Annotated in this window: 19 protein-coding genes and 1 riboswitch; of the genes, 11 read left to right on the forward strand and 8 right to left on the reverse strand. The window is 62.7% G+C overall.

Annotated elements, in window-relative coordinates; translation table 11 throughout:
• Window positions 1-32 precede the first annotated feature (32 nt).
• Both EU803_RS08420 and EU803_RS08425 read left to right on the forward strand, forming a co-directional pair.
• Window positions 33-1,379 (forward strand): TldD/PmbA family protein, encoded by a 1,347-nt coding sequence (locus tag EU803_RS08420; protein ID WP_129681750.1) that lies wholly within the window; start codon window positions 33-35, stop codon window positions 1,377-1,379.
• Window positions 1,366-2,169 carry a 3'(2'),5'-bisphosphate nucleotidase CysQ gene (locus tag EU803_RS08425; protein WP_129681752.1) on the forward strand — a complete coding sequence of 268 codons (804 nt, stop codon included), beginning with the start codon at window positions 1,366-1,368 and terminating at the stop codon, window positions 2,167-2,169. Before EU803_RS08420 ends, EU803_RS08425 begins: the two co-directional genes overlap by 14 nt.
• On the opposite strand, the gene EU803_RS08430 is transcribed toward EU803_RS08425, so the two are convergent.
• The 8 genes from EU803_RS08430 to EU803_RS08465 form a co-directional block, all read right to left on the reverse strand.
• Entirely contained in the window at window positions 2,157-3,650 is a 1,494-nt protein-coding gene (locus tag EU803_RS08430; RefSeq protein ID WP_242494320.1) for a mannitol dehydrogenase family protein, read from the reverse strand. The two genes, EU803_RS08425 and EU803_RS08430, sit on opposite strands and share 13 nt — an antisense overlap.
• On the reverse strand, window positions 3,650-4,423 hold the full coding sequence (locus tag EU803_RS08435; RefSeq protein WP_129681754.1) for an L-iditol 2-dehydrogenase: 774 nt from the start codon (window positions 4,421-4,423) through the stop codon (window positions 3,650-3,652). The genes EU803_RS08430 and EU803_RS08435 overlap by 1 nt, the downstream gene beginning before the upstream one ends.
• Entirely contained in the window at window positions 4,420-5,424 is a 1,005-nt protein-coding gene (locus EU803_RS08440) for an ABC transporter ATP-binding protein (RefSeq protein ID WP_129681756.1), read from the reverse strand. The genes EU803_RS08435 and EU803_RS08440 overlap by 4 nt, the downstream gene beginning before the upstream one ends.
• An 11-nt stretch (window positions 5,425-5,435) precedes the next feature.
• Window positions 5,436-6,266, reverse strand: coding sequence for a carbohydrate ABC transporter permease (locus EU803_RS08445; RefSeq protein WP_129681758.1), 831 nt, complete (start codon window positions 6,264-6,266; stop codon window positions 5,436-5,438).
• A gap of 12 nt (window positions 6,267-6,278) precedes the next feature.
• Window positions 6,279-7,145, reverse strand: a complete 867-nt coding sequence (locus tag EU803_RS08450) for a sugar ABC transporter permease (RefSeq protein ID WP_129681760.1) — start codon at window positions 7,143-7,145, stop codon at window positions 6,279-6,281.
• Window positions 7,146-7,263: 118 nt separating this feature from the next.
• Window positions 7,264-8,571: a sugar ABC transporter substrate-binding protein gene (locus EU803_RS08455; RefSeq protein WP_129681762.1), complete on the reverse strand. Its 1,308-nt coding sequence runs from the start codon at window positions 8,569-8,571 to the stop codon at window positions 7,264-7,266.
• A 137-nt stretch (window positions 8,572-8,708) separates the two neighbouring features.
• Entirely contained in the window at window positions 8,709-9,674 is a 966-nt protein-coding gene (locus EU803_RS08460; protein WP_129681764.1) for a sugar-binding transcriptional regulator, read from the reverse strand.
• Window positions 9,671-10,339, reverse strand: a complete 669-nt coding sequence (locus tag EU803_RS08465; protein ID WP_129681766.1) for an HAD family hydrolase — start codon at window positions 10,337-10,339, stop codon at window positions 9,671-9,673. Before EU803_RS08465 ends, EU803_RS08460 begins: the two co-directional genes overlap by 4 nt.
• Before the next feature lie 108 nt (window positions 10,340-10,447).
• Here EU803_RS08465 and EU803_RS08470 point away from each other — a divergent pair, with 108 nt between their 5' ends.
• The 9 genes from EU803_RS08470 (at window position 10,448) to pnp (ending at window position 20,829) form a co-directional block, all read left to right on the forward strand.
• The gene (locus tag EU803_RS08470) at window positions 10,448-10,972 is read left to right on the forward strand and encodes a DUF1643 domain-containing protein (RefSeq protein ID WP_129681768.1); all 525 of its coding nucleotides are present in this window, start codon (window positions 10,448-10,450) and stop codon (window positions 10,970-10,972) included.
• 151 nt (window positions 10,973-11,123) lie between these two features.
• A complete protein-coding gene (locus EU803_RS08475; RefSeq protein WP_165352802.1) occupies window positions 11,124-11,939 on the forward strand; it encodes a calcium-binding protein in 816 nt (271 codons plus the stop codon).
• A 158-nt stretch (window positions 11,940-12,097) separates the two neighbouring features.
• Complete coding sequence (gene rpsO / locus EU803_RS08480) at window positions 12,098-12,367, forward strand: 30S ribosomal protein S15 (protein ID WP_129681772.1); 270 nt, start codon at window positions 12,098-12,100, stop codon at window positions 12,365-12,367.
• Between the two features lie 103 nt (window positions 12,368-12,470).
• Window positions 12,471-12,547: riboswitch (SAM riboswitch) on the forward strand.
• Between the two features lie 53 nt (window positions 12,548-12,600).
• Window positions 12,601-13,779: an O-succinylhomoserine sulfhydrylase gene (gene metZ, locus EU803_RS08485; protein WP_129681774.1), complete on the forward strand. Its 1,179-nt coding sequence runs from the start codon at window positions 12,601-12,603 to the stop codon at window positions 13,777-13,779.
• Window positions 13,780-13,879: 100 nt separating this feature from the next.
• Complete coding sequence (gene folE2, locus EU803_RS08490; protein ID WP_129681776.1) at window positions 13,880-14,983, forward strand: GTP cyclohydrolase FolE2; 1,104 nt, start codon at window positions 13,880-13,882, stop codon at window positions 14,981-14,983.
• Window positions 14,976-15,455, forward strand: coding sequence for a GNAT family N-acetyltransferase (locus EU803_RS08495; RefSeq protein WP_165352803.1), 480 nt, complete (start codon window positions 14,976-14,978; stop codon window positions 15,453-15,455). Before folE2 ends, EU803_RS08495 begins: the two co-directional genes overlap by 8 nt.
• Before the next feature lie 32 nt (window positions 15,456-15,487).
• Window positions 15,488-16,936 (forward strand): TrkH family potassium uptake protein, encoded by a 1,449-nt coding sequence (locus EU803_RS08500; RefSeq protein WP_129681780.1) that lies wholly within the window; start codon window positions 15,488-15,490, stop codon window positions 16,934-16,936.
• A gap of 3 nt (window positions 16,937-16,939) precedes the next feature.
• Complete coding sequence (locus tag EU803_RS08505) at window positions 16,940-18,520, forward strand: thiamine pyrophosphate-binding protein (RefSeq protein WP_129681782.1); 1,581 nt, start codon at window positions 16,940-16,942, stop codon at window positions 18,518-18,520.
• A 176-nt stretch (window positions 18,521-18,696) separates the two neighbouring features.
• On the forward strand, window positions 18,697-20,829 hold the full coding sequence (pnp, locus tag EU803_RS08510; protein WP_129681784.1) for a polyribonucleotide nucleotidyltransferase: 2,133 nt from the start codon (window positions 18,697-18,699) through the stop codon (window positions 20,827-20,829).
• Window positions 20,830-20,831: the final 2 nt, after the last annotated feature.

Here is a 20,831-nt window from a genome sequence, read left to right on the forward strand (position 1 = left end):
ACTAGGTCTGAGCCGATGAAAGGATCCTGCCGATGACCCGTTCGCTTGCCGACCTGACCGACCAGCTTCTGACAGCGGCCCGAAAGGCCGGGGCGGACAGCGCCGATGCGCTTGCTGTCGATGGAACCTCGATCAACATCGACGTCCGCAACGGGGTCTTGGAACAGGCAGAGCGGTCCGAAGGGATCGAACTTGGCCTGCGCGTCCTTCTGGGCAAACGGCAGGCGGTCGTGTCCGCCTCGGACGTGCGGCCCGAAACCATCGCCCAGATGGCCGAACGTGCCGTGACCATGGCCCGTGAAGCGCCCGAAGATATCCACTCCGGCCTCGCGGACCCGGACCAATTGGCGACCGATCTGGACACCGCGCGCCTTGAACTGTTTGACCCCTCCGACGAACCGGACCCTGCGACGCTTCAGGACGACGCGGCGAGGGCGGAGGCCGCCGCTCGCGCTATCGACGGCGTCAGCCAAGTCCAGTCCGCGTCTGCCGGATATGGCCGCCGCCGGGTGCATCTGTCCGCGTCGAACGGGTTTTCGGCGGGCTATGAACGGTCCGACCGGGGCTTGTCTTGCGTTGCGATCAGCGGCAGCGGCGCCGGAATGGAACGCGACTACGATTTTGACAGTCGCATTTTTCAGGCTGACCTGCGCAGCCCCGAAGACATTGGCCAAAGCGCCGGGCAAAGGGCGGTCGAGCGGATGAACCCGCGACGGCCCAAGACCGGCAGCTATCCGGTTCTGTTTGATGAGCGGATCGCAAATTCGTTGGTCGGGCACCTGTTGCAGGCGATCAACGGCACGATGATTGCACGGGGGTCAAGCTGGCTGCGCGACGGGTTAGGGCAGCAGGTCTTGCCCAAGGGTCTGTCGCTGCTGGAAGACCCGCACCGCCCCCGCGCCTCTGCCTCGCGTCTGTTCGATGCCGAAGGGTTGCCCACCACCCGGCGGGCGATTGTCGATGACGGGGTGCTGACGGGGTGGACGCTGGACCTTGCCACGGCCCGCAAGTTGGGGATGGACAGCACCGCGAATGCGGCGCGCGGCACATCCAGCCCACCGTCCCCAACCGTTACGAACGTGGCCTTGACCCAAGGGGACAAGTCCCGCGCAGAGCTTCTGTCAAACATGGGAACCGGGCTCTTGGTCACCTCGATGATCGGGTCCACGATCAACCCCAACACCGGCGACTATTCGCGCGGGGCCTCGGGCTTCTGGGTGGAAAACGGGCAGATCGCCTATCCGGTCAATGAATGCACCATCGCTGGCAACCTGCGGGACATGCTGCTGCGGATCATCCCCGCCAATGACGCCCGCCCGCACCTGAGCCGGGTCGTTCCCTCGCTTCTGGTCGAAGGGATGACGCTTGCCGGAGAGTGACCTTGATCTGCTGGTCGGCGCGGCGCGCGCGGCGGGCGACATTGCCCTGCGCCACTTTCGGGCAGATCCGGAGATCTGGGAAAAGGACGACAACGCCGGTCCGGTGACAGAGGCCGATCTGGCCGTTGACCGCATGTTGCGGGATCACCTGTGCGCGGCGCGCCCCGACTATGGCTGGCTGTCGGAAGAGACCGAGGACGACGGCGCGCGGCTCTATTCCGACACGCTGTTCATCGTCGACCCGATCGACGGAACCCGCGCCTTTATCGAGGGCAGCAAGGATTGGGGTCATTCGCTGGCGGTGGTGCGGCATGGGCAGGTCACGGCGGCGGCAGTCTACATGCCGGTTCGGGATGAAATGTTCGCGGCCTCTCGGGGCGGCGGGGCCACCCGGAACGGGTTGGGCATCAAGGTTTCGACGCAGACCTCTATCAGGTCGGCCGACGTTCTGGCCACCCGGCCGAACCTTGCGCCGGAACATTGGAAGGACGGCACACCGCCGGACTTCAAACGCAGTTTCCGGTCCTCATTGGCCTATCGCCTGTGTCTTGTGGCCAACGGCAGGTTCGATGCGATGCTGACGCTGCGCCCCAGTTGGGAATGGGACATCGCCGCAGGAAGCCTGATCATCGAAGAAGCGGGCGGCTGGGCCACAGACAGGTCCGGCAATCCCTTGCGGTTCAACAACCCCGTGCCAAAGGTCGACGGGGTTGTCGCGGGCGGGGCGTTGCACCCCCGCCTGATGGATCGGCTGGCCCTGCGCCTGCCGGGCGCGGATTATCCCAGATAGGCGCGGATCGCCGCCTCGGTCCCTTCTGCCCAGATCGTCGACAGGTGACGGGCAAACGCCGATGCGAAGACGTCGTTTTCAGCCAGGTCGCCATAGATGGTCGCCTGTTCCAGCCATGCGGCGGGGCGGGACTTTGCCGCGATCGCCTTGGCTTGCAGGGCGTCCCAGAAGGGGTCGTTCGGTTCGATCACGCTGCCATCCTCGCGGGTGCCTTCGCACATCCGCGCCCAAAGGGCCTCGACCAGCGCAAGTCCGTCGACCGATACACCGGCCGCGAGGCCGCTGCGCACCAGCGGTAGCAGGAACCCCGTGTGCCGCGACGATCCGTCGAAGGCGACCCGGCGCGTGGTGTCGACGATGGACGGGTTGGAGAACCGCCGCGCGATCAGATCGACATAGCTTTCGGGCGTCATGCCGGGCACGGGCCGGACATGGGGAACGATCGACTCCATCTCGACCTTGCGGAACAGCCCGCCGATCAGCGGATGCGCCATGCAGCCCGCGATGGTTTCCACCGAAAGAATCTCTCCCGGGTTGGCGATCACCTGATGGCCCGCGTTCAGGATGCGGATCTTCATCGTCTCATAGTCGTGCACATGATCCGAGAAGGTCGCCCCGGCCTTGTCCCACTCCGGGCGGCCCGCGCAGAAATCATCCTCGATCACCCATTGGCGGAAATTCTCGTGGGTGACGGGCGCGTCATCCTCGATCCCGAGGCTCCGGACGAGGTCCAGTTCCTTTGGACCGGTGGCGGGCACGATGCAATCGACCATGGAATTGGGGAAACTGCATTCGGCGTCGATCCAGTCGGCAAGCGCCGGATCGCTTAGGCGGGCGAGCGACACGACGGTCTGCCGCAGAATCGCGCCGTTGCCCTGAAGATTGTCACAGCTTTGTCCGGTGAAGGGACCGATGCCCGTGTCGCGGCGGCGGCGCAGCGCGGCCACCATGGCGCCAAAGGCGGTGCGGGGGCTGTCCGGATTGGCCGCGTCATGCACGATATCGGGATGCGCCGCGTCGAACCCTTTGGTCACGGGATCAATATAATACCCGCCCTCGGTCACGGTCAGAGCAACGATGCGAATATCGGCCTGCGACATCCGGTCGATCAACGGGCCGTTCCCTTCGACGATCGGGACATAGTCGATCATCGAACCGACCACCTCGGCCGATTGCCCCGACGGGTCCAGTTCGATCAGCGTGGTCAGGTAGTCCTGCGCGGCAAGCCGTTGGCGCATCGCTTCGTCATAGGGGCGGACCCCCGCGCCGACGATGGCCCAATCCAGTGCCACCCCTTGCTGCATCAGCCGGTGCAGATACCACGACTGATGGGCGCGGTGGAAATTGCCAAGCCCGATATGAACGATCCCGGCGGACAGCGCGGACCGATCATAGCGGGGCCGGTCGATCCCGTCGGGCAATTGGCCCAGTGTCGCGTTGCAGAGTTTCATGCGGGCCTCGCTTCCACCGTAGTCTTTCATCAGCTCATCCAGTTTCCGCCGTCGACGTTGTAGGTCTGGGCGACGATGTAGTCGGCCTCTTTCGAGGCAAGGAAGATGGCCATTCCGGTCAGGTCATCCGCGCGACCCATCCGCCCGAATGGCACGGCTTCGCCGACTTCCTTTTTCTTCTGTCCGGGCGCCTTGTTTTCGTATTTTGCAAAGAACGCGTCGACACCGTCCCAATGGTCGCCGTCGACCACCCCGGGGGCGATTGCGTTCACGTTGATGCCATGTTCGATCAGGTTCAGCCCTGCCGATTGGGTCAGGCTGATCACCGCAGCCTTGGTGGCGCAATAGACCGCGACAAGGCTTTCGCCGCGCCGCCCGGCCTGACTGGCCATGTTGATGATCTTGCCGCCGCGTTGGCGCGCGATCATGCCTTTTGCCACTGCCTGCATCATGAACAGCGTTCCGGCCACGTTGACCGAAAACACCCGGTCATAATCGGCGCGCTTGATCTCGACGATCGGAGCGGCGGTGAACAGCGCCGCATTGTTGATCAGGATATCGATGCCGCCGAATGCAGTTTCCACGGCCGCGACGCAGGTGTCGATGGATGCCTGATCGGTGACGTCCAGATGGACGGCCATGGCCGCATCACCCAGCTCGGTCGCGGCCGCTTGTGCCGCGCCAAGGTTGATGTCGCAGATCGCGACACGCGCGCCCTCGGCGATATAGGCCCGTGCAAACTCAAGCCCGATCCCCCGCGCCGAGCCAGTGATCAGCGCGGTCTTTCCATCCAGCCGTTTCATCCGATGCGCAATCCATTCTGGTCGAACCGATGGATCTTCTCCGGGTCCGGGGTCAGGAAGATCTTGTCGCCGTGACGCATGTGAACTTCACCGCCCGCGCGGACCGTGATCGCATCGGCAAGACCGGTGCCATGCACATGGAAGAAGGTATCGGACCCAAGATGTTCGGACACGCCGACGGTCCCTTCCCACAGCCCTTCGGCCGCGGAGACAGAGATATGTTCAGGCCGCACGCCGATTGTGGTCGCGTCATGCTTTGCCGCTTCGGCCCCTTCGATCAGGTTCATCTTCGGGCTGCCGATGAATCCGGCGACAAAGGTGTTGCGCGGTTCGCGATACAGCTCCAGCGGGCTGCCGACCTGTTCGATATTGCCAGCCCGCAGCACGACGATCTTGTCGGCCATGGTCATCGCTTCCACCTGGTCGTGGGTCACATAGACCATGGTGGTCGCAAGGCGGTTGTGCAGTTCCGAGATTTCCAGCCGCATTCCGACCCGCAGGGCGGCGTCGAGGTTGGACAGGGGTTCGTCGAACAGGAAGGCGGCCGGTTCCCGGACGATGGCACGGCCGATGGCGACCCGCTGCCGCTGCCCGCCCGACAACTGGCCGGGCCGACGATCAAGGTAGTCGGTCAGGTTCAGCGCCTTTGCTGCACTTTCAATCCGCCGGTTCTGTTCCGCCTGATCCAGCCCCGCCATCCGCATCGGGAAGGCGATGTTCTTGCGCACCGACATGTGCGGGTACAGCGCGTAGGACTGGAACACCATTGCCAGCCCCCGCTTAGCAGGAGGAACGGAAGTCGCGTCGTTGCCGTCAATGCTGATCGTGCCCGAGGTGACATCTTCCAGCCCGGCGATCAGCCGCAGCAGGGTCGATTTCCCGCAGCCCGACGGCCCGACGAAGACCACGAACTCCCCGTCATTGATTTCAAGGTCCAGCGGCGGAATGACCTGCACATCGCCGAAGCTTTTGGTCACTTTTTCAAGTGTAATGCGTCCCATGTCAGGTCCCCTTATTTCACCGCGCCGAAGGTCAGGCCGCGGACAAGTTGTTTCTGGCTGAACCAGCCAAGGATCAGGATCGGCGCGATAGCCATGGTCGAGGCCGCGCTGAGTTTCGCGAAGAACAGGCCCTCGGGGCTGGAGTAGCTGGCGATGAAGGCCGTGAGCGGCGCCGCGTTCACGGCGGTCAGGTTCAGCGTCCAGAAGGCTTCGTTCCAGGCGAGGATGAAGTTCAGAAGGATGGTCGAGGCAATCCCCGGCACCGCCATCGGCGTGAGAACATAGAGGATCTCGGCCTTGAGAGAGGCGCCGTCCATCCGGGCCGCTTCAAGGATTTCGCCGGGGATTTCGCGGAAGTAGGTGTAAAGCATCCAGACGATGATCGGCAGGTTGATCAGCATCAGCACCACGACAAGCCCGATCCGGCTGTCCAGCAGCCCCAGTTGGATGAACATCAGGTAAATCGGGTAGAGCACACCAACCGCCGGAAGCATCTTGGTCGACAGCATCCACAGCAGGATATCCTTGGTCCGCTTGGACGGCACAAAGGCCATGGACCAAGCGGCCGGAACCGCGACGATGATCCCAAGGATGGTCGAGCCGCCCGCGATAATCACCGAGTTCCAGAGGAACCGCATGTAGTCAGACCGCTCCTGCACGATGGCGTAGTTTTCCAGCGTCCAGTCGAAGTTCAGGAAGATCGGCGGTGCGGCGATGGCCTGCGCCTCGGTCTTGAAGCTGGTCAGGATCGTCCAGAGGATCGGGAAGAAGATCAGCAGACCAGCCGCCCATGCGATCAGGGTGTTGAGGGCCTTGCGCCGAGGGGTAACAGAACGTGCCATGTGTCTAACTCCTCAAGCGTCCAGGTTCTTGCCGACGATGCGCATCAGGAAGATGGCAACGATGTTGGCAAGGATGATTGCGTAGACCCCACCAGCAGACCCAAGGCCAACGTTCTGGCTTTCCAGCACCCGCTGGAAGATCAGGTAGGTCAGGGTCCGGGTGCCGAAGGCGCCCCCGGTGGTCACGAAGATTTCTGCGAAAACCGACAGAAGAAAGATCGTCTGGATCAGGATCACGATGGTGATCGCGCGGGACAGGTGTGGCAAGACGATATACCAGAACCGTTTCAGCACCGGCGCACCGTCCATTTCGGCGGCTTCAAGCTGTTCGCTGTCCAGCGACTGGATCGCGGTCAGCAGGATGAGCGTGGCAAAGGGCAGCCACTGCCAGGACACGATCATCACGATCGACAGGATCGGCGCATCGCTGAGCCAGACCACCGGGTCGGCGCCAAAGGCGCGCCACAAGTGCGCCAGCAGCCCGTTGACCGGGTCCATGAACATGTTCTTCCAGACCAGTGCCGATACGGTCGGCATCACGAAGAACGGGGCGATGACAAGGATCCGGACGACCCCCTGCCCCCAAAGCGGCTGATCCAGAAGGATCGCCAGAAGAATTCCAAGAATGACGGTGATCAGCAGAACGCCAAGGACAATGACAAGCGTTGTCTGCACGGCTGGCCAGAACGCGCTGGAGCTGATGAACCGAACGTAGTTGTCAAACCAGACAAAGCCCTGATCCCCGCCCCGCAACGGCAGATACTGCCGGAACGAAAACCAAAGTGTCATGATCAGCGGCACGAGCATCCATCCGAGAAGGAGCATTACGGCCGGGGCCATCATCAGGCGGGCTGCAGAGCGTGAATGTTGGGTCGCCATGGCGCACTTCCTCTATCGACGGGCGAAGGGGCCCGAACCAAACCTTGTCAACGATGATAGCACGAAGGTGGGAAATCCCGGGGGGCGGCGCGAACCGCCCCCCGGCACTGGGAGAAGCTTAACGGTAGCCCGCTGCTTCCATTGCTTCGTTGGTGATGGCCTGCGCTTTGGCAAGGGCCTCTTCCACCGACTGCTGGCCAGCATAGGCCGCCGAGAATTCCTGGCTCACTTCGGTCGCGATGCCCGCGAATTCCGGAATGGCCACGAACTGGATGCCGACGTAGGGAACCGGATCGACGGTCGGGTCGGTCGGGTCAGCCGCGTTGATCGAGTCCAGGGTCATCTGGGCGAAGGGAACGGCCTGATATTCGGCAGTTTCATAGAGCGAGGTCCGCGCGCCCGGCGGGACGTTCGCCCAGCCTTCGTTGGCCGCGACCAGCTCGATGTATTCCTTCGAGGTTGCCCATTCGATGAACTGCTTGGCGGCAGCTTCTTTCTGGGTGCCGGCCGGGATGGCAAGGGCCCACGCCCAGAGCCAGTTGGCGCGCTTTTCAACGCCTTCCGCGTTCGGGGCGAGGGCGAAGCCCACGCTGTCGGCCACGGTCGAATCGTTGGGGTTGGTCACGAAGGATGCCGCAACGGTGGCGTCGATCCACATGCCGCACTTGCCCTGCTGGAACAGCGAGAGGTTTTCGTTGAAGCCGTTGGTGGCATAGCCATCCGGGCCGTAGTCGTTCATCAGGCTGACATAGAAGTTCAGCGCGTCGGCCCACTCGGGCTGATCGAACTGGGCGTTCCAGTCTTCATCGAACCAACGGGCGCCGAAGGAGTTGCCGGTCACGGTGATGAAGGCGCCGCCTTCACCCCAGCCAGCTTTGCCGCGCAGGCAGATGCCGTTGATGTCGTTTTCCGGATCGTCCATGGCGGCCGCGGCTTCGCGGATGAACTGCCAGGTCGGGGCGGTGGGCATTTCCAGACCGGCGGCTTCCATCAGGTCGGTGCGATACATGACCATCGAGCTTTCGCCGTAGAACGGGGCGGCATAGAGCGTGCCGTCGTGCGACAGACCGCCACGCATCGCGGGCAGGATGTCGTCCACGTCGTATTCAGCCGACAGATCGTTCAGCGGGACGAGCCAGCCGTTCGAGCCCCAGATCGGGGTTTCGTACATGCCGATGGTCATGATGTCGAACTGGCCACCCTTGGTGGTGATGTCCGTGGTCACACGCTGGCGCAGAACGTTTTCTTCCAGCGTCACCCACTCGACCTCGATGCCTGTCTGGGCGGTGAACTGGTCGGTGTAACCCTGCATGCGGATCATGTCGCCGTTGTTCACGGTTGCGATGGTGATCGTCTCGGCCGAGGCGATCGCACCAGCAGAACACAGCGCGGTGGCGCCCAGAAGGGCGCGGAATGTCTTGGTCATATTTCCTCCCATATGCCCGACTTGGGCATTTGCTTAGTCAGTGAGCAAATACTCACTAAATGACCGAGTCGTGTCAAGGGGGGACCTTTCCGACAAGCGAAAAGGACCGATACAGCGTTGAAATTTATGGAGTTCGTTCAGGCCGATTTGGCCAGGATCGCTTCGGCCGTGGCTTCGTTCGTGATCAAACCATTGATCAAGCCACCCCGTAGCGCGGCGATGATCGCGGGCACTTTGGGCCGCCCGACGGCGACCCCGATCACCCTGTGGCCCGGCGCAACGGGCAGCGGAACCGAGGTGACCCGCGCCGTCACATCATGGTCGATGACCTGCCCCTCTGCGTCATAGACCCAGGACGTAATCTCGCCGACGGCACCCGCGGCCAGAAGTTCCGCATGTTGCTTTGGCGTCAAAAAGCCATCGACGAACATCGGCGCGGTTTCGTCCATCTGGCCGATACCGATCAGCGTCAGGTCCGCCCGCTGCGCAAGGGCGACAGTGTTGCGAACGGCCGCCTGCGCGTGCTGGCGGGCCAGCTCCTCGGGATCGGCGGCAAGCACCGGGAGCGCATAGGGATAATGCGGCGCGCCGACCCGTTCGGCCAGCCGGATCGTCGCGTTATAGGCGGTGGCCGCGCCGTCTTCCATGACGTTACCCAGCCGCGACACGATCTTGTGGTTTGGGCAGATCATCCGACCCACCTGTTCAACGGTCGCTTTCAGCGCCCGGCCGGTGCCCAGCGCGACGATCTGCGGTTCGTCCCGTTTCAGAACACGTTCGATTTCTACCGCCGCCGCGATGGCGACCCCGGTCAGAAGGCCGGGCGCATCCGGGTCAGAGGGCACCACCTCGCAGAAGTCTACCCCAAACCGGTCACGCAACGCCCCCGACAGATCCATGCAGCGCGCGATGGGATGGTCCATGCGCACCTTGACCAGCCGTTCCGAAACGGCAACGGCCACCAAACGCTGGGCCGACTGGCGGCTGACCCCCAGCTTTCGGGCGATCTCGTCCTGGGTATTGCCGGCCACATAGTACAGCCACCCGGCGCGGGCGGCGTCGTCCAGACGGGTCGTTTCGGGGGTAAAGCGTCCGACGCTCACTGGACCTCACCTCTTTCCTTGATCTCTGTTATGAGGTGCGGGAAATCGGTCCATTTGTCAAAGGCACGCAGGTCAAAGCCCGCCGCGGGTGGTCGTCCCGCCATATGCGCGCCGCCGCAATAGGCCAGCATCCGCATCCCCGCAGCCTGCGCCGCCTGAAGCCCCGGCAGGCTGTCTTCGATCACCAGGGTGCGGGCGGGATCGGCGCCCAAGGTCTTGGCAGCCAACAGAAAAAGATCTGGCGCCGGCTTGCCCCGTTCAACCTGGGACGCGGTGAATACCCGTCCTTCGAAGAACCCGGACAGCCCCGTCATGGTAAGCGAGCGCTGCACACGCGTCGGACTGGACGATGTGGCGACGCAGAAGGGGATATCCAGCGACGACAGCATGTCGGACACCCCCTCGGTCGGTCGAAGATCGGTCGTGAATCGCTCCAGCAGGATGTTCCGATAGCGCTGCTCGAAGTCTTCGGGCAGGGGCACGGCATGTTCGCGCCGGATCGTCGCGGCGACGGTCGGCCAGCTGCGACCAAGAAAGTTTTCGCGAACATAGTCGCGGTCGATCTCGATCCCGACCTTCGCCAATTCTTCGATAATGGCGTCGGCGGACAGAACTTCACTGTCGATCAGCACGCCGTCGCAGTCAAAAATGATCAGGTCGATCATTGCGGGTCTCCTTGGTCGCGCCCGATTTATGCGGCGGGCGCGACCAAGGAAAGTGGAAACCGCCCGATCCGCACTTGCGATGGGGCGGCGGGACGATAGTGTCGCGCCATGATCACCCGCACCCACCAAAAGGGCGACGCCCATTCCATCGCCGTCTATTCGCCCTGCGAACGCTACCGCTATACCCTGACCCGGACGTGGGACGCAGCAGGCGCGCGGGCGCTGTTCGTGATGTTGAACCCCTCGACCGCGACCGAGGTTCAGAACGACCCGACGGTGGAACGCTGCGAACGCCGGGCCCGAACGCTTGGGTTCGGGTCGTTCCGGGTAACCAATATCTTTGCCTGGCGCGACACCGACCCCAAGAAGATGCGGGCCGCTGCCGATCCGATCGGCCCCGGAAACGATGCCGCGATCCGAGACAGTGCGCTGGACTGGATCCGAGACGACCATGACCGGATCATCTGCGCCTGGGGGGCGCATGGTGACCACCTTGATCGCGGACCGGCGGTAGAGGCCCTGCTTCGGGCCACCAATCGGCCGCTGTTTTCGCTTGGCCTGACCAAGGCCGGACACCCGAAACACCCGCTTTACATCGGATACGACACACAACCGGATATCTGGCCCGCGTGATACTTGGCGCCGTTAACCCATTTGGATGAATTTTGGGGTAGAAGGCGTGGAGTGGGGGTATCTTTGGTGGATGTGCGCCCTGCCGCACAGCATCGGGTGAGTTGGTCAAATGATTGCATTGCTTGCGTTTTTGGGTGTCGCTTTTGTTGGGATGGCAATGCTGCCCCTGATCGAAGGGACGGATGACGACGACGACCTGATCGGAACCGACGATGACGAGATTATCGACGCCCGCGATGGCAACGATTTCGTCGATGGCGCGGGTGGCGACGACACGATCAGCGGCGGCAATGGGGATGACAGCCTGCTTGGCGGCGATGGTGACGACTATGTCGATGGGGCCGATGGGTCGGACACGGTCGACGGCGGCGCGGGCAATGACGATCTTCACGGCGGCCGCGAAGGTGACACGATCACAGGTGGGGACGGCGACGACAACCTGTTCGGCCATGTTGACGACGACCTGATGTATGGTCAGGGCGGTTCGGACGACATTACAGCAGGCGACGGGGCCGACTACCTTGATGGGGGCGCCGGGAACGACAACCTGATGGGCAATCTCGGGAACGACACGCTGATCGGTGGTGATGGGTTCGACCAGATGTTCGGGGGCAGCGGCGACGACATTGTCGACGGGCGCGACACCACCGTTCAGGAAATGGACTTCGTCAACGGCGGTCTGGGCAATGACCTGCTGATCGGCGGCGCCTTCGACCAGCTGCATGGCGGCGGTGGCAATGACATATTCGCCCTCACCGCCGGGTCGTCTGCCGCCGCTGTCATCGCGGATTTCACGATTGGCGAGGATTCGATCGAGATCTACTACGATGGCGACGGCCCGGCACCGGTGATCACAATCGGAGGAGAACCGGGCGCGCTGGTTCTTTACGCGGATGGGGCGGAACTAGCCCTGTTGTCCGGCAACGAGTCCTTCGATCCGGCCAACGTGACCCTGATCCAGACCTGACACCGGCCCGGCAAAGCCCACAAACCCCTTTCTTTTTCAGAGGATATCGACTATCCGCACCCATCTTCGCGATTCCGTCGCGGGGGTGACCTCCATGGGCCCTGCTGGACGACATCCCGGCTTGCGCCATAACCCTTTGTTTCTGAAAGGAGACCCCGATGTCGATTACGGCTGAAGAAAAGACCCGCCTGATCAAGGAATTCGCCACCAAGGAAGGCGACACCGGTTCGCCGGAAGTCCAGGTTGCGATCCTCACCTCGCGGATCAACACGCTGACCGAACACTTCAAGACCCACAAGAAGGACAACCACGGCCGCCGTGGCCTTCTGATGATGGTCGCCCAGCGCCGGAAGCTGCTGGACTACACCAAGGCCAAGGACGAAGCGCGCTACCAGTCGCTGATCCAGCGCCTCGGCATCCGCCGCTAAGGGAAACAAGGTTTCCGATGGAACGCCCGCCGCACCCCGGCGGGCGTTTCCTTTTTGGGACTTCGGCGTGCAGACGCTTGACCAGAACCCCCTGCCGGGCGTATTTCGCCCATGTGGCGATTTGTACCGGATTGCGGGCCACGTTAAACATGCCGCTAAAGAGGAGACGGGCCACGCGCCCCGATACCTTTGCCGGTGTCGGGGTTTTTTGTTGGCCGAAAGGAACCGGGCACATGGAAGAATGGAACAAACGCACCAAGGCGGTGCACGGCGGCACCCGCCGCAGCCAATACAACGAAGTCAGCGAGGCGATCTTCCTGACGCAGGGGTTCGTCTACGACAGCGCCGAACAGGCCGAGGCCCGTTTCCTGCAGTCTGGGCCAGATGAATTCATCTATGCCCGCTATGGCAACCCGACCGTGCGCATGTTTGAAGAACGCATTGCCGCACTGGAAGGCGCCGAAGATGCCTTTGCCACCGCCAGCGGCATGGCTGCCGTCAATGGCGCACTGACGTCCCTTCTGAAAGCAGGCGACCATGTCGTGTCGGCCCGGGCGCTGTTCGGCTCGTGCCTATACATCCTCGAAGAAATCCTTGGCCGCTACGGGGTCGAGGTGACCTTTGTCGACGGAACCGATCTTGACCAGTGGAAGGCCGCGATCCGCCCAGACACCAAGGCCGTCTTCTTTGAAAGCGTGTCCAACCCGACGCTTGAGGTGATCGACATTCGCGCGGTCGCGAACCTTGCCCACGCGGTCGGGGCGACGGTGATCGTCGATAACGTCTTTGCGACCCCGGTGTTCTCCCGCGCGATCGAATTGGGCGTAGATGTGGTCGTCTATTCGGCGACCAAGCATATCGACGGGCAGGGGCGTGCCTTGGGTGGTGTGATCCTTGGCACCAAGGACTTCATCCGCAAGACGGTTGAACCCTACCTCAAACACACCGGCGGGGCGCTGTCGCCGTTTTCGGCCTGGCTGATGCTGAAGGGGCTAGAGACGCTGGACCTGCGGGTCCGGGCGCAGGCCGCAACAGCGCAGAAACTGGCCGAGGAGCTTGCCGCCGATGGTCGTCTGACCTCGGTCCTTTATCCCGGCCTGCCGGGGCACCCGCAGCATGGGCTGACCCAATCGCAGATGGGCGCAGGCGGCACGGTTTTGTCCTTCGACGTGGGCAGCAAGGACGCAGCTTTCAAATTCCTCAACGCGCTTCAGATCGCCGTGATCTCGAACAACCTTGGTGATGCGAAATCCATTGCGACTCATCCGGCAACGACCACCCACCAGCGCCTGTCCGACGACCAGAAAGTGACGCTTGGGATCACCCCGGGCCTGATCCGGTTCAGTGTCGGCCTTGAGGACGCGGACGATCTGCTGGCCGATCTGAAGGGCGCATTGGACGCCGCAAACTGATCCGAACGGCGCTTTCCGGCGTAAAGATTCCGCTTTTGTTGGAAAACTGTCGTCGGTTCGCCATATAGTGGCATCTGTCGCACCGCCGAAGGGGGCTGCCATGAACATCCATTCTGTTGACCTCGACCGGGATCCCACCCGGGACGAAGCCGAAACCGCGCTTGCGCTGCTTCGGCGTTGGGCCGGGGGCGTGACCCCCGAAGAGGTGGCAACGCTGGACCCGCTGGTCAGCCGCCTGATCCCCGGACAGGAAGTGTCGAACTATCCGGCCCTTGCCCGCGCCTACCCCGAGGATTTCGTGGTCGACGACGATTACAAGGCGTCGATGCCCGACCTTCAGAACGGGCCAGAAAGCCTGATCAAGGGCGCCAAGCGGCAGATCCAGCATGTTGGCATTTCCAACTTTCGCCTGCCGATCCGATTTCACACCCGCGACAATGGCGACCTGACCCTGGAAACCAGCGTCACCGGCACCGTCAGCCTTGAGGCGGGCAAGAAGGGCATCAACATGTCCCGGATCATGCGCAGCTTCTACAAATACGCCGAAGAAACGTTTTCCTTCGCCGTCGTGGAACGGGCGCTGGATGCCTACAAGGCTGATCTCGACAGTTTCGACGCCCGCATCCAGATGCGGTTCTCCTTTCCGATGAAGGTGAAATCGCTGCGGTCGGGGCTGGAAGGGTTCCAGTATTACGACATCGCGCTTGAGCTGGTGGAACAAAACGGGGTGCGCAAGGAAATCGTGCATCTTGATTATGTCTATTCGTCGACCTGCCCCTGTTCGCTGGAGCTGTCCGAACATGCCCGTCAGTTCCGAGGCCAGTTGGCCACCCCCCATTCCCAACGGTCGGTGGCGCGCGTCTCTGTCGCGTTGGAACCGGGCAGCAAGTGCCTTTGGTTCGAAGACCTGATCGACATGGCCCGCGTCGCCGTGCCGACCGAGACCCAGGTTATGGTCAAACGCGAGGACGAACAGGCTTTTGCCGAGTTGAATGCCGCGAACCCGATCTTTGTCGAGGACGCCGCCCGGCTGTTCGCTGAACAGCTTCAGAAAGACCCACGCATCGGGGATTTCCGGGTGATCGCAAGCCATCAGGAAAGCCTGCACAGCCACGACGCCGTCAGCGTTCTGACCGAAGGCGAGACCTTTGCCTCGCAAAGCCTTGACCCGAAGCTGTTCAACACCCTGTTCCACGTTGGCTGATCCGACGCGGGTTCTTCGGCCGGCCACGGTTGACGATTTGGACGACCTGTCGGCGCTGTGCATCCGGTCAAAGGCGCATTGGGGCTATGATCAGGCCTTTATGGCGGCCTGTCTGCCCGAGTTGATCGTCACCGAAGATGACATCGACGGCGGCCGCGTGATGGTGGCCGAGGTGGATGGCGTGCCGGTCGCAGTATCGCAGGTGGCTTTCGGCAGCGGCATCGCCGAACTGGTGCGGCTGTTCGTGGACCCCGACGCGCTGGGGCAGGGTCATGGCGCGGCGCTTTACCATGATGCGCTTGAGGCCGCGCGGGCCGCCGGCGCCCCTTTTCTGCGGATCGAAAGCGATCCGTTTGCCGCCCCGTTTTATGAAAGAATGGGCGCCGAACGGGTTGGCGACGTGGCATCGGAAACCGTTGCCGGGCGGCGTATCCCGCTTCTCCACCACCGTCTGGACCGCCATCGCGCTTGACACCCGCGCCGCCCCCGGCCAAGCCTTCGCCCATGCTGGACCTTCGCCCTGTCGGATATGTGATTGGCCTTCTGGTGGCCGTGATGGGCGTGGCCATGCTGGCACCGCTGGCCTTCGACCTGATCGAAGGCGATCCGGAATGGCAGACCTTCCTGCAAACCTCTGTCATCACCTTCATGGCGGGTGTCGCGCTGGCACTGTCCTGTGCGAATGGGGCCGCATCGGGCTTTAACGTCCGGCTGTCCTTCATCCTGACGACCGGCGCCTGGGTTGCCCTGCCCGCCTTTGGCGCGCTGCCCTTTATTTTCGGGGAAACCGACCTCGCGCTTGTCGACGCGATGTTTGAGGCGGTTTCCGGCATGACCACCACCGGCGCCACCGCGATTCACGGGCTGGAGGAACACTCCTACGGCATCCACCTGTGGCGGGCGATCCTGCAATGGCTGGGCGGCCTCGGGATCGTGATCGTCGCCCTGATTTTCCTTCCGGAAATGAAGGTTGGGGGGATGCAGTTCTTTCAGTCCGAGGGGTTCGACACCTTCGGCAAATCGCTGCCCCGCGCGATCGACATCGCCAAAGGGCTGCTTGGGGTCTATGTGGCGCTGACTTTGATCTGTGCCTTGGCCTATTTCGCATCGGGAATGAACGCGCAGGATTCCATCGTCCATTCCTTCACCACCATCGCAACGGGTGGGTTTTCGACGACCGACGCCTCCTTCGCGGCCTTCCCGGGGGCACCGCAATATGTGGCCGTGGTCTTCATGATCCTTGCGGGTGTCCCCTTCATCCGGCTGCTGCAACTGACCCATGGCACGGCGAAGCCGCTCTTTCAGGACGGGCAAGTCCGGGCCTACGTTGTTTGGTCCGCCTACGCGGTGGCGCTCATCGTGGTCTACCGCCTGTCCGCCAATGGCGAGTTCTCGGAAGAGACCTTCCGAAGCACCCTGTTCAATGTCGTCTCGATCTTTTCCGGCACGGGCTTTGGCGACGGGGATGTAATGGCCTGGGGCCCGTTCCCCTTCGCGATCCTGTTCTGTGTCGGTGCCATCGGGGCTTGCTCGGGCTCCACCGGCTGTTCGGTGAAGGTGTTCCGCTACCAGATCATGCTGCGGGCCATCGCCGCGCAGGTCCGGCGGATGTATAGCCCCAGCCGGGTGGTTTCCGTCAAATATGAAGGCAGGGTCGTGAATGCCGAAGTGCTGGATTCCATCATGCTTCTGTTCACCTGCTTCATCCTCAGCTTCGGGGTGCTGATCGTGTTGATGGGCATGACCGGCCTGTCGTTCATCGGGGCCGTTACCGGGGCATGGACATCCATCTTCAACATCGGCCCGGTCTTCGGACCCGAGGTCGGGCCGTCCGGGGCTGTCAACACCTTTCCCCATGCCGCCAAGTGGTTGATGATCGGCGGAATGATCCTGGGACGGCTTGAAATCGTGTCCGTCTTTGTTCTGCTTCTACCCCGGTTCTGGAGGGCCTAAACCATGCAACGACCGCTTGGCGCACAACTGTCCCATATGCTGAAGGACCGCGGGGTCGAAGTGATCTTTGGCATCCCCGGCGTCCATAATCAGGAAATGTATCGCGGCATCGAAGAGGCCGGGCTGACCCATGTCCTTGCTCGCCACGAACAGGGGGCCGGATTCATGGCCGATGGCTATGCCCGTGCCACCGGACGGCCCGGCGTTTGCTATGTCATCACCGGGCCCGGGCTGTGCAACATCATGACGCCCATGGGGCAGGCCTATTCCGATTCCGTTCCGATGCTTGTCCTTTCGTCCTGCCTTGCGGAAACATCGGCCCGGCGCGGCCAGTTGCACCAGATGAAGGATCAGGAAGGGGCCGCGCGCACGGTCTGCGACTGGTCCGAAACGGCGCGAACGGCAGAGGCGGCCTATGCCCTGATCGACCGGGCCTTGGCGGAGTTCGGGACAGACCGCGCCCGGCCGAAACACCTGTCGGTGCCGATCCCGCTGCTCGAGGCGGACGCCCCCACCTTTGCCCGCCATTTCGCTCAGCCCTTTGATCTGCGTGAACCGCACGCCGCGGATGTGGCGATGGTCGCACAGCTTTTGGCGTCGGCCAAAAAACCCATGTTCATCTTTGGCGGCGGTGCCCGTGACGCGGCCCCCGCAGCGCGAGAGCTGACCCGCCGGTATGGCGCAGCCTCTTTCACCACCTATGCCGGACGGGGGATCATTGACGCCGATGATCCGCTGCATTTCGGCGCCTCCCTTGCCCGCCCCGACAGCGCAAGGGTTCTGGCCGAGGCGGACCTGCTGATTGCCATCGGTACCGATCTGGCCGAGGTGGACATCTGGCGCGACACCCCGGGCCATGATTGCGAGGCGGTGATCGTGAATATTGACGCCGAGGTTCTGGCCAATGCCCGCCCGCAAGACGCCCGCGTGCGTTGTGGCGCGGTGGAATTCTGCCGCGCGCTTGCGCATCAGCCCGCCTCGCCCGCGACCGGATGGTCCCCCGCTGACGTCGCCGCCACCCGCGCCAAATGGCGGGCCGAGATCGAGGCCGAGCGCCCCGGCATCCTGCCCGTGGCCGACGCCCTGCGCGAGGCGCTGCCCGCCGATACGATGATTTTTTCGGACATGACCCAATTCGCCTACGCGTCAAAAGAGGTCTGGCCGATGCCCGCGCCGGGGTTGTGGCATCACCCCTTCGGATTTGGCACGCTGGGCTATGCCCTGCCTGCGGCCATCGGCGGCAAGATCGGGGTCGGGGACCGGCCCGTGGTCGCTATCGCTGGGGACTACGGGTTCCAGTATACGTTGCAAGAACTGGGCGTCGCGGTGGAACTGGGCCTGACCCTGCCGATCATCCTGTGGGACAACGGCAAGCTAGGAGAGATCGAGGCCAGCATGGTTGCCGCCCAGATCGCGCCCAACGCGGTGATCCAGCGCAACCCGGATTTCTGCAAACTGGCCGAGGCCTACGGCGCCCGTTCCGCCGCGCCCCGCAGCAAGGCCGCGTTCCAGAAAGCCGTTGCCGAGGCACTCTCTGCCGATGGTCCGACCCTGATCCACACGACCCCGGATTGCGGTCTCTGAAGGGCGAAAACTCCCTTCTTTCCAAGGCCCTTGTTTTCCTGTATTGCCCCGCCATCTGAGACGTGACGCTTGGGACCCCGGCGCATGAGATGATAGAGGGGTCGGCGGCAATGGGGCCGCCATTGAAACGGAGGACCCGAGAGGGCTCGGGAGTGCCTCCAATCAGGATACGCTAGATGTTCAACGAAGTGAAAAAATCCATCCAGTGGGGGGAAGAAACCCTGACGCTGGAAACCGGCAAGGTTGCCCGTCAGGCTGACGGGTCGGTCATTGCCACGCTTGGCGAAACCTCGGTCATGGCCAACGTGACCTTTGCCAAGACCCAAAAGGAAGGTCAGGACTTCTTTCCGCTGACTGTCCACTACCAGGAAAAATACTACGCCGCCGGTAAAGTGCCGGGCGGCTTCTTCAAGCGCGAGGCGCGGCCGACCGAAAAGGAAACGCTGACCGCCCGCCTGATCGACCGCCCGATCCGCCCGCTGTTCGTCGAAGGCTTCAAGAACGAAGTTCTGGTGATGTGCACCGTGCTGAGCCACGACCTTGTCAACGACCCCGATATCGTCGCGATGATCGCCGCTTCGGCCGCGCTGACGATTTCCGGCGCGCCCTTCATGGGCCCGATCGCCGGCTGCCGCGTGGGCTACGAGGATGGCGATTACATCCTGAACCCGACTGTCGATGACATGCAGGGCCTGCGCAACAACCCCGACCAGCGTCTGGACCTTGTTGTCGCCGGGACCAAAGACGCCGTGATGATGGTCGAATCCGAAGCTTACGAGCTGACGGAAGATGAAATGCTGGGCGCCGTGACCTTTGCGCACGAACAGATCCAGCCGGTCATCGACCTGATCATCGACCTTGCCGAAGACGCCGCGAAAGAGCCCTTCGACTTCACCCCGCCGGATTACAGCGACATCCTTGCCGCCGTGACCGCCGCTGGCGAAGAGAAGATGCGCGCCGCCTATGCGATCACCGACAAGCAGGAACGTACTGCTGCCGTTGCCGCCGCCAAGGCCGAAATCAAAGACGCCCTGACCGAAGAACAGCTGGCCGACGCCAACCTTGGCACCGCGCTCAAGAAGCTGGAATCGAAGGTTCTGCGCGGCGATGTCGTCAAGCACGGGCGCCGTATTGACGGCCGCGCGCTGGACACCGTTCGCCCGATCGTCTGCGAAACCGGCCTTCTGCCCCGGACCCACGGGTCGGCCCTGTTCACCCGTGGTGAAACCCAGGGTCTGGTCGTGACCACCCTTGGCACCGGCGACGACGAACAGATCATCGACGCGCTGCATGGCAACTTCCGGTCCAACTTCCTGCTGCACTACAACTTCCCGCCGTATTCGGTTGGCGAAGTTGGCCGCGTTGGGTCGCCCGGTCGTCGTGAAATCGGCCACGGCAAACTGGCATGGCGCGCCCTTCAGGCCGTTCTGCCCGCCGCGACCGACTTCCCCTACACCATCCGTCTGGTGTCCGAGATCACCGAATCGAACGGGTCGTCCTCCATGGCGTCCGTCTGTGGCGGCTCGCTGTCGATGATGGATGCGGGCGTTCCGCTCAAGTCCGCGGTTGCCGGTGTGGCCATGGGCCTCGTGCTGGAAGAAGATGGCTCTTATGCCGTTCTGACCGATATCCTTGGTGACGAAGACCACCTTGGCGACATGGACTTCAAAGTGGCCGGTACCGAAAACGGGATCACCTCGCTGCAGATGGACATCAAGGTCGCCGGCATCACGCCCGAGATCATGAAGAAGGCCCTCGCTCAGGCGAAAGATGGCCGGATGCATATCCTTGGCGAGATGAACAAGGCCCTGTCCGGCGCTGGCGAATTCAGCGTCCATGCCCCGCGCATTGAAACGATGCAGATCCCGACCGACAAGATCCGTGAAGTGATCGGGTCCGGCGGCAAGGTCATCCGCGAAATCGTGGAAGTCTCCGGTGCCAAGGTCGACATCAACGACGACGGCATCATCAAGATCGCAAGCCCGAACGGCGAAGCCATCCAGAAGGCCTATGACATGATCTATGCGATCGTTGCAGAGCCGGAAGAAGGCGGGATCTACAAGGGCAAGGTCGTGAAGCTGGTCGATTTCGGCGCCTTCGTGAACTTCTTCGGCAAGCGCGACGGCCTTGTGCACGTCAGCCAGATCGAAAACCGCCGCCTGAACCATCCGTCGGATGTTCTGAAGGAAGGTCAGGAAGTCTGGGTCAAGCTTCTGGGCTTTGACGACCGCGGCAAGGTCCGCCTGTCGATGAAGATCGTCGATCAGGAAACCGGCGAAGAGATCAAGAAGGAAGAAGAAGCCGAGTGATC

It is taken from the genome of Loktanella sp. IMCC34160 (genome assembly GCF_004145845.1).
Taxonomy (GTDB): domain Bacteria; phylum Pseudomonadota; class Alphaproteobacteria; order Rhodobacterales; family Rhodobacteraceae; genus SELP01.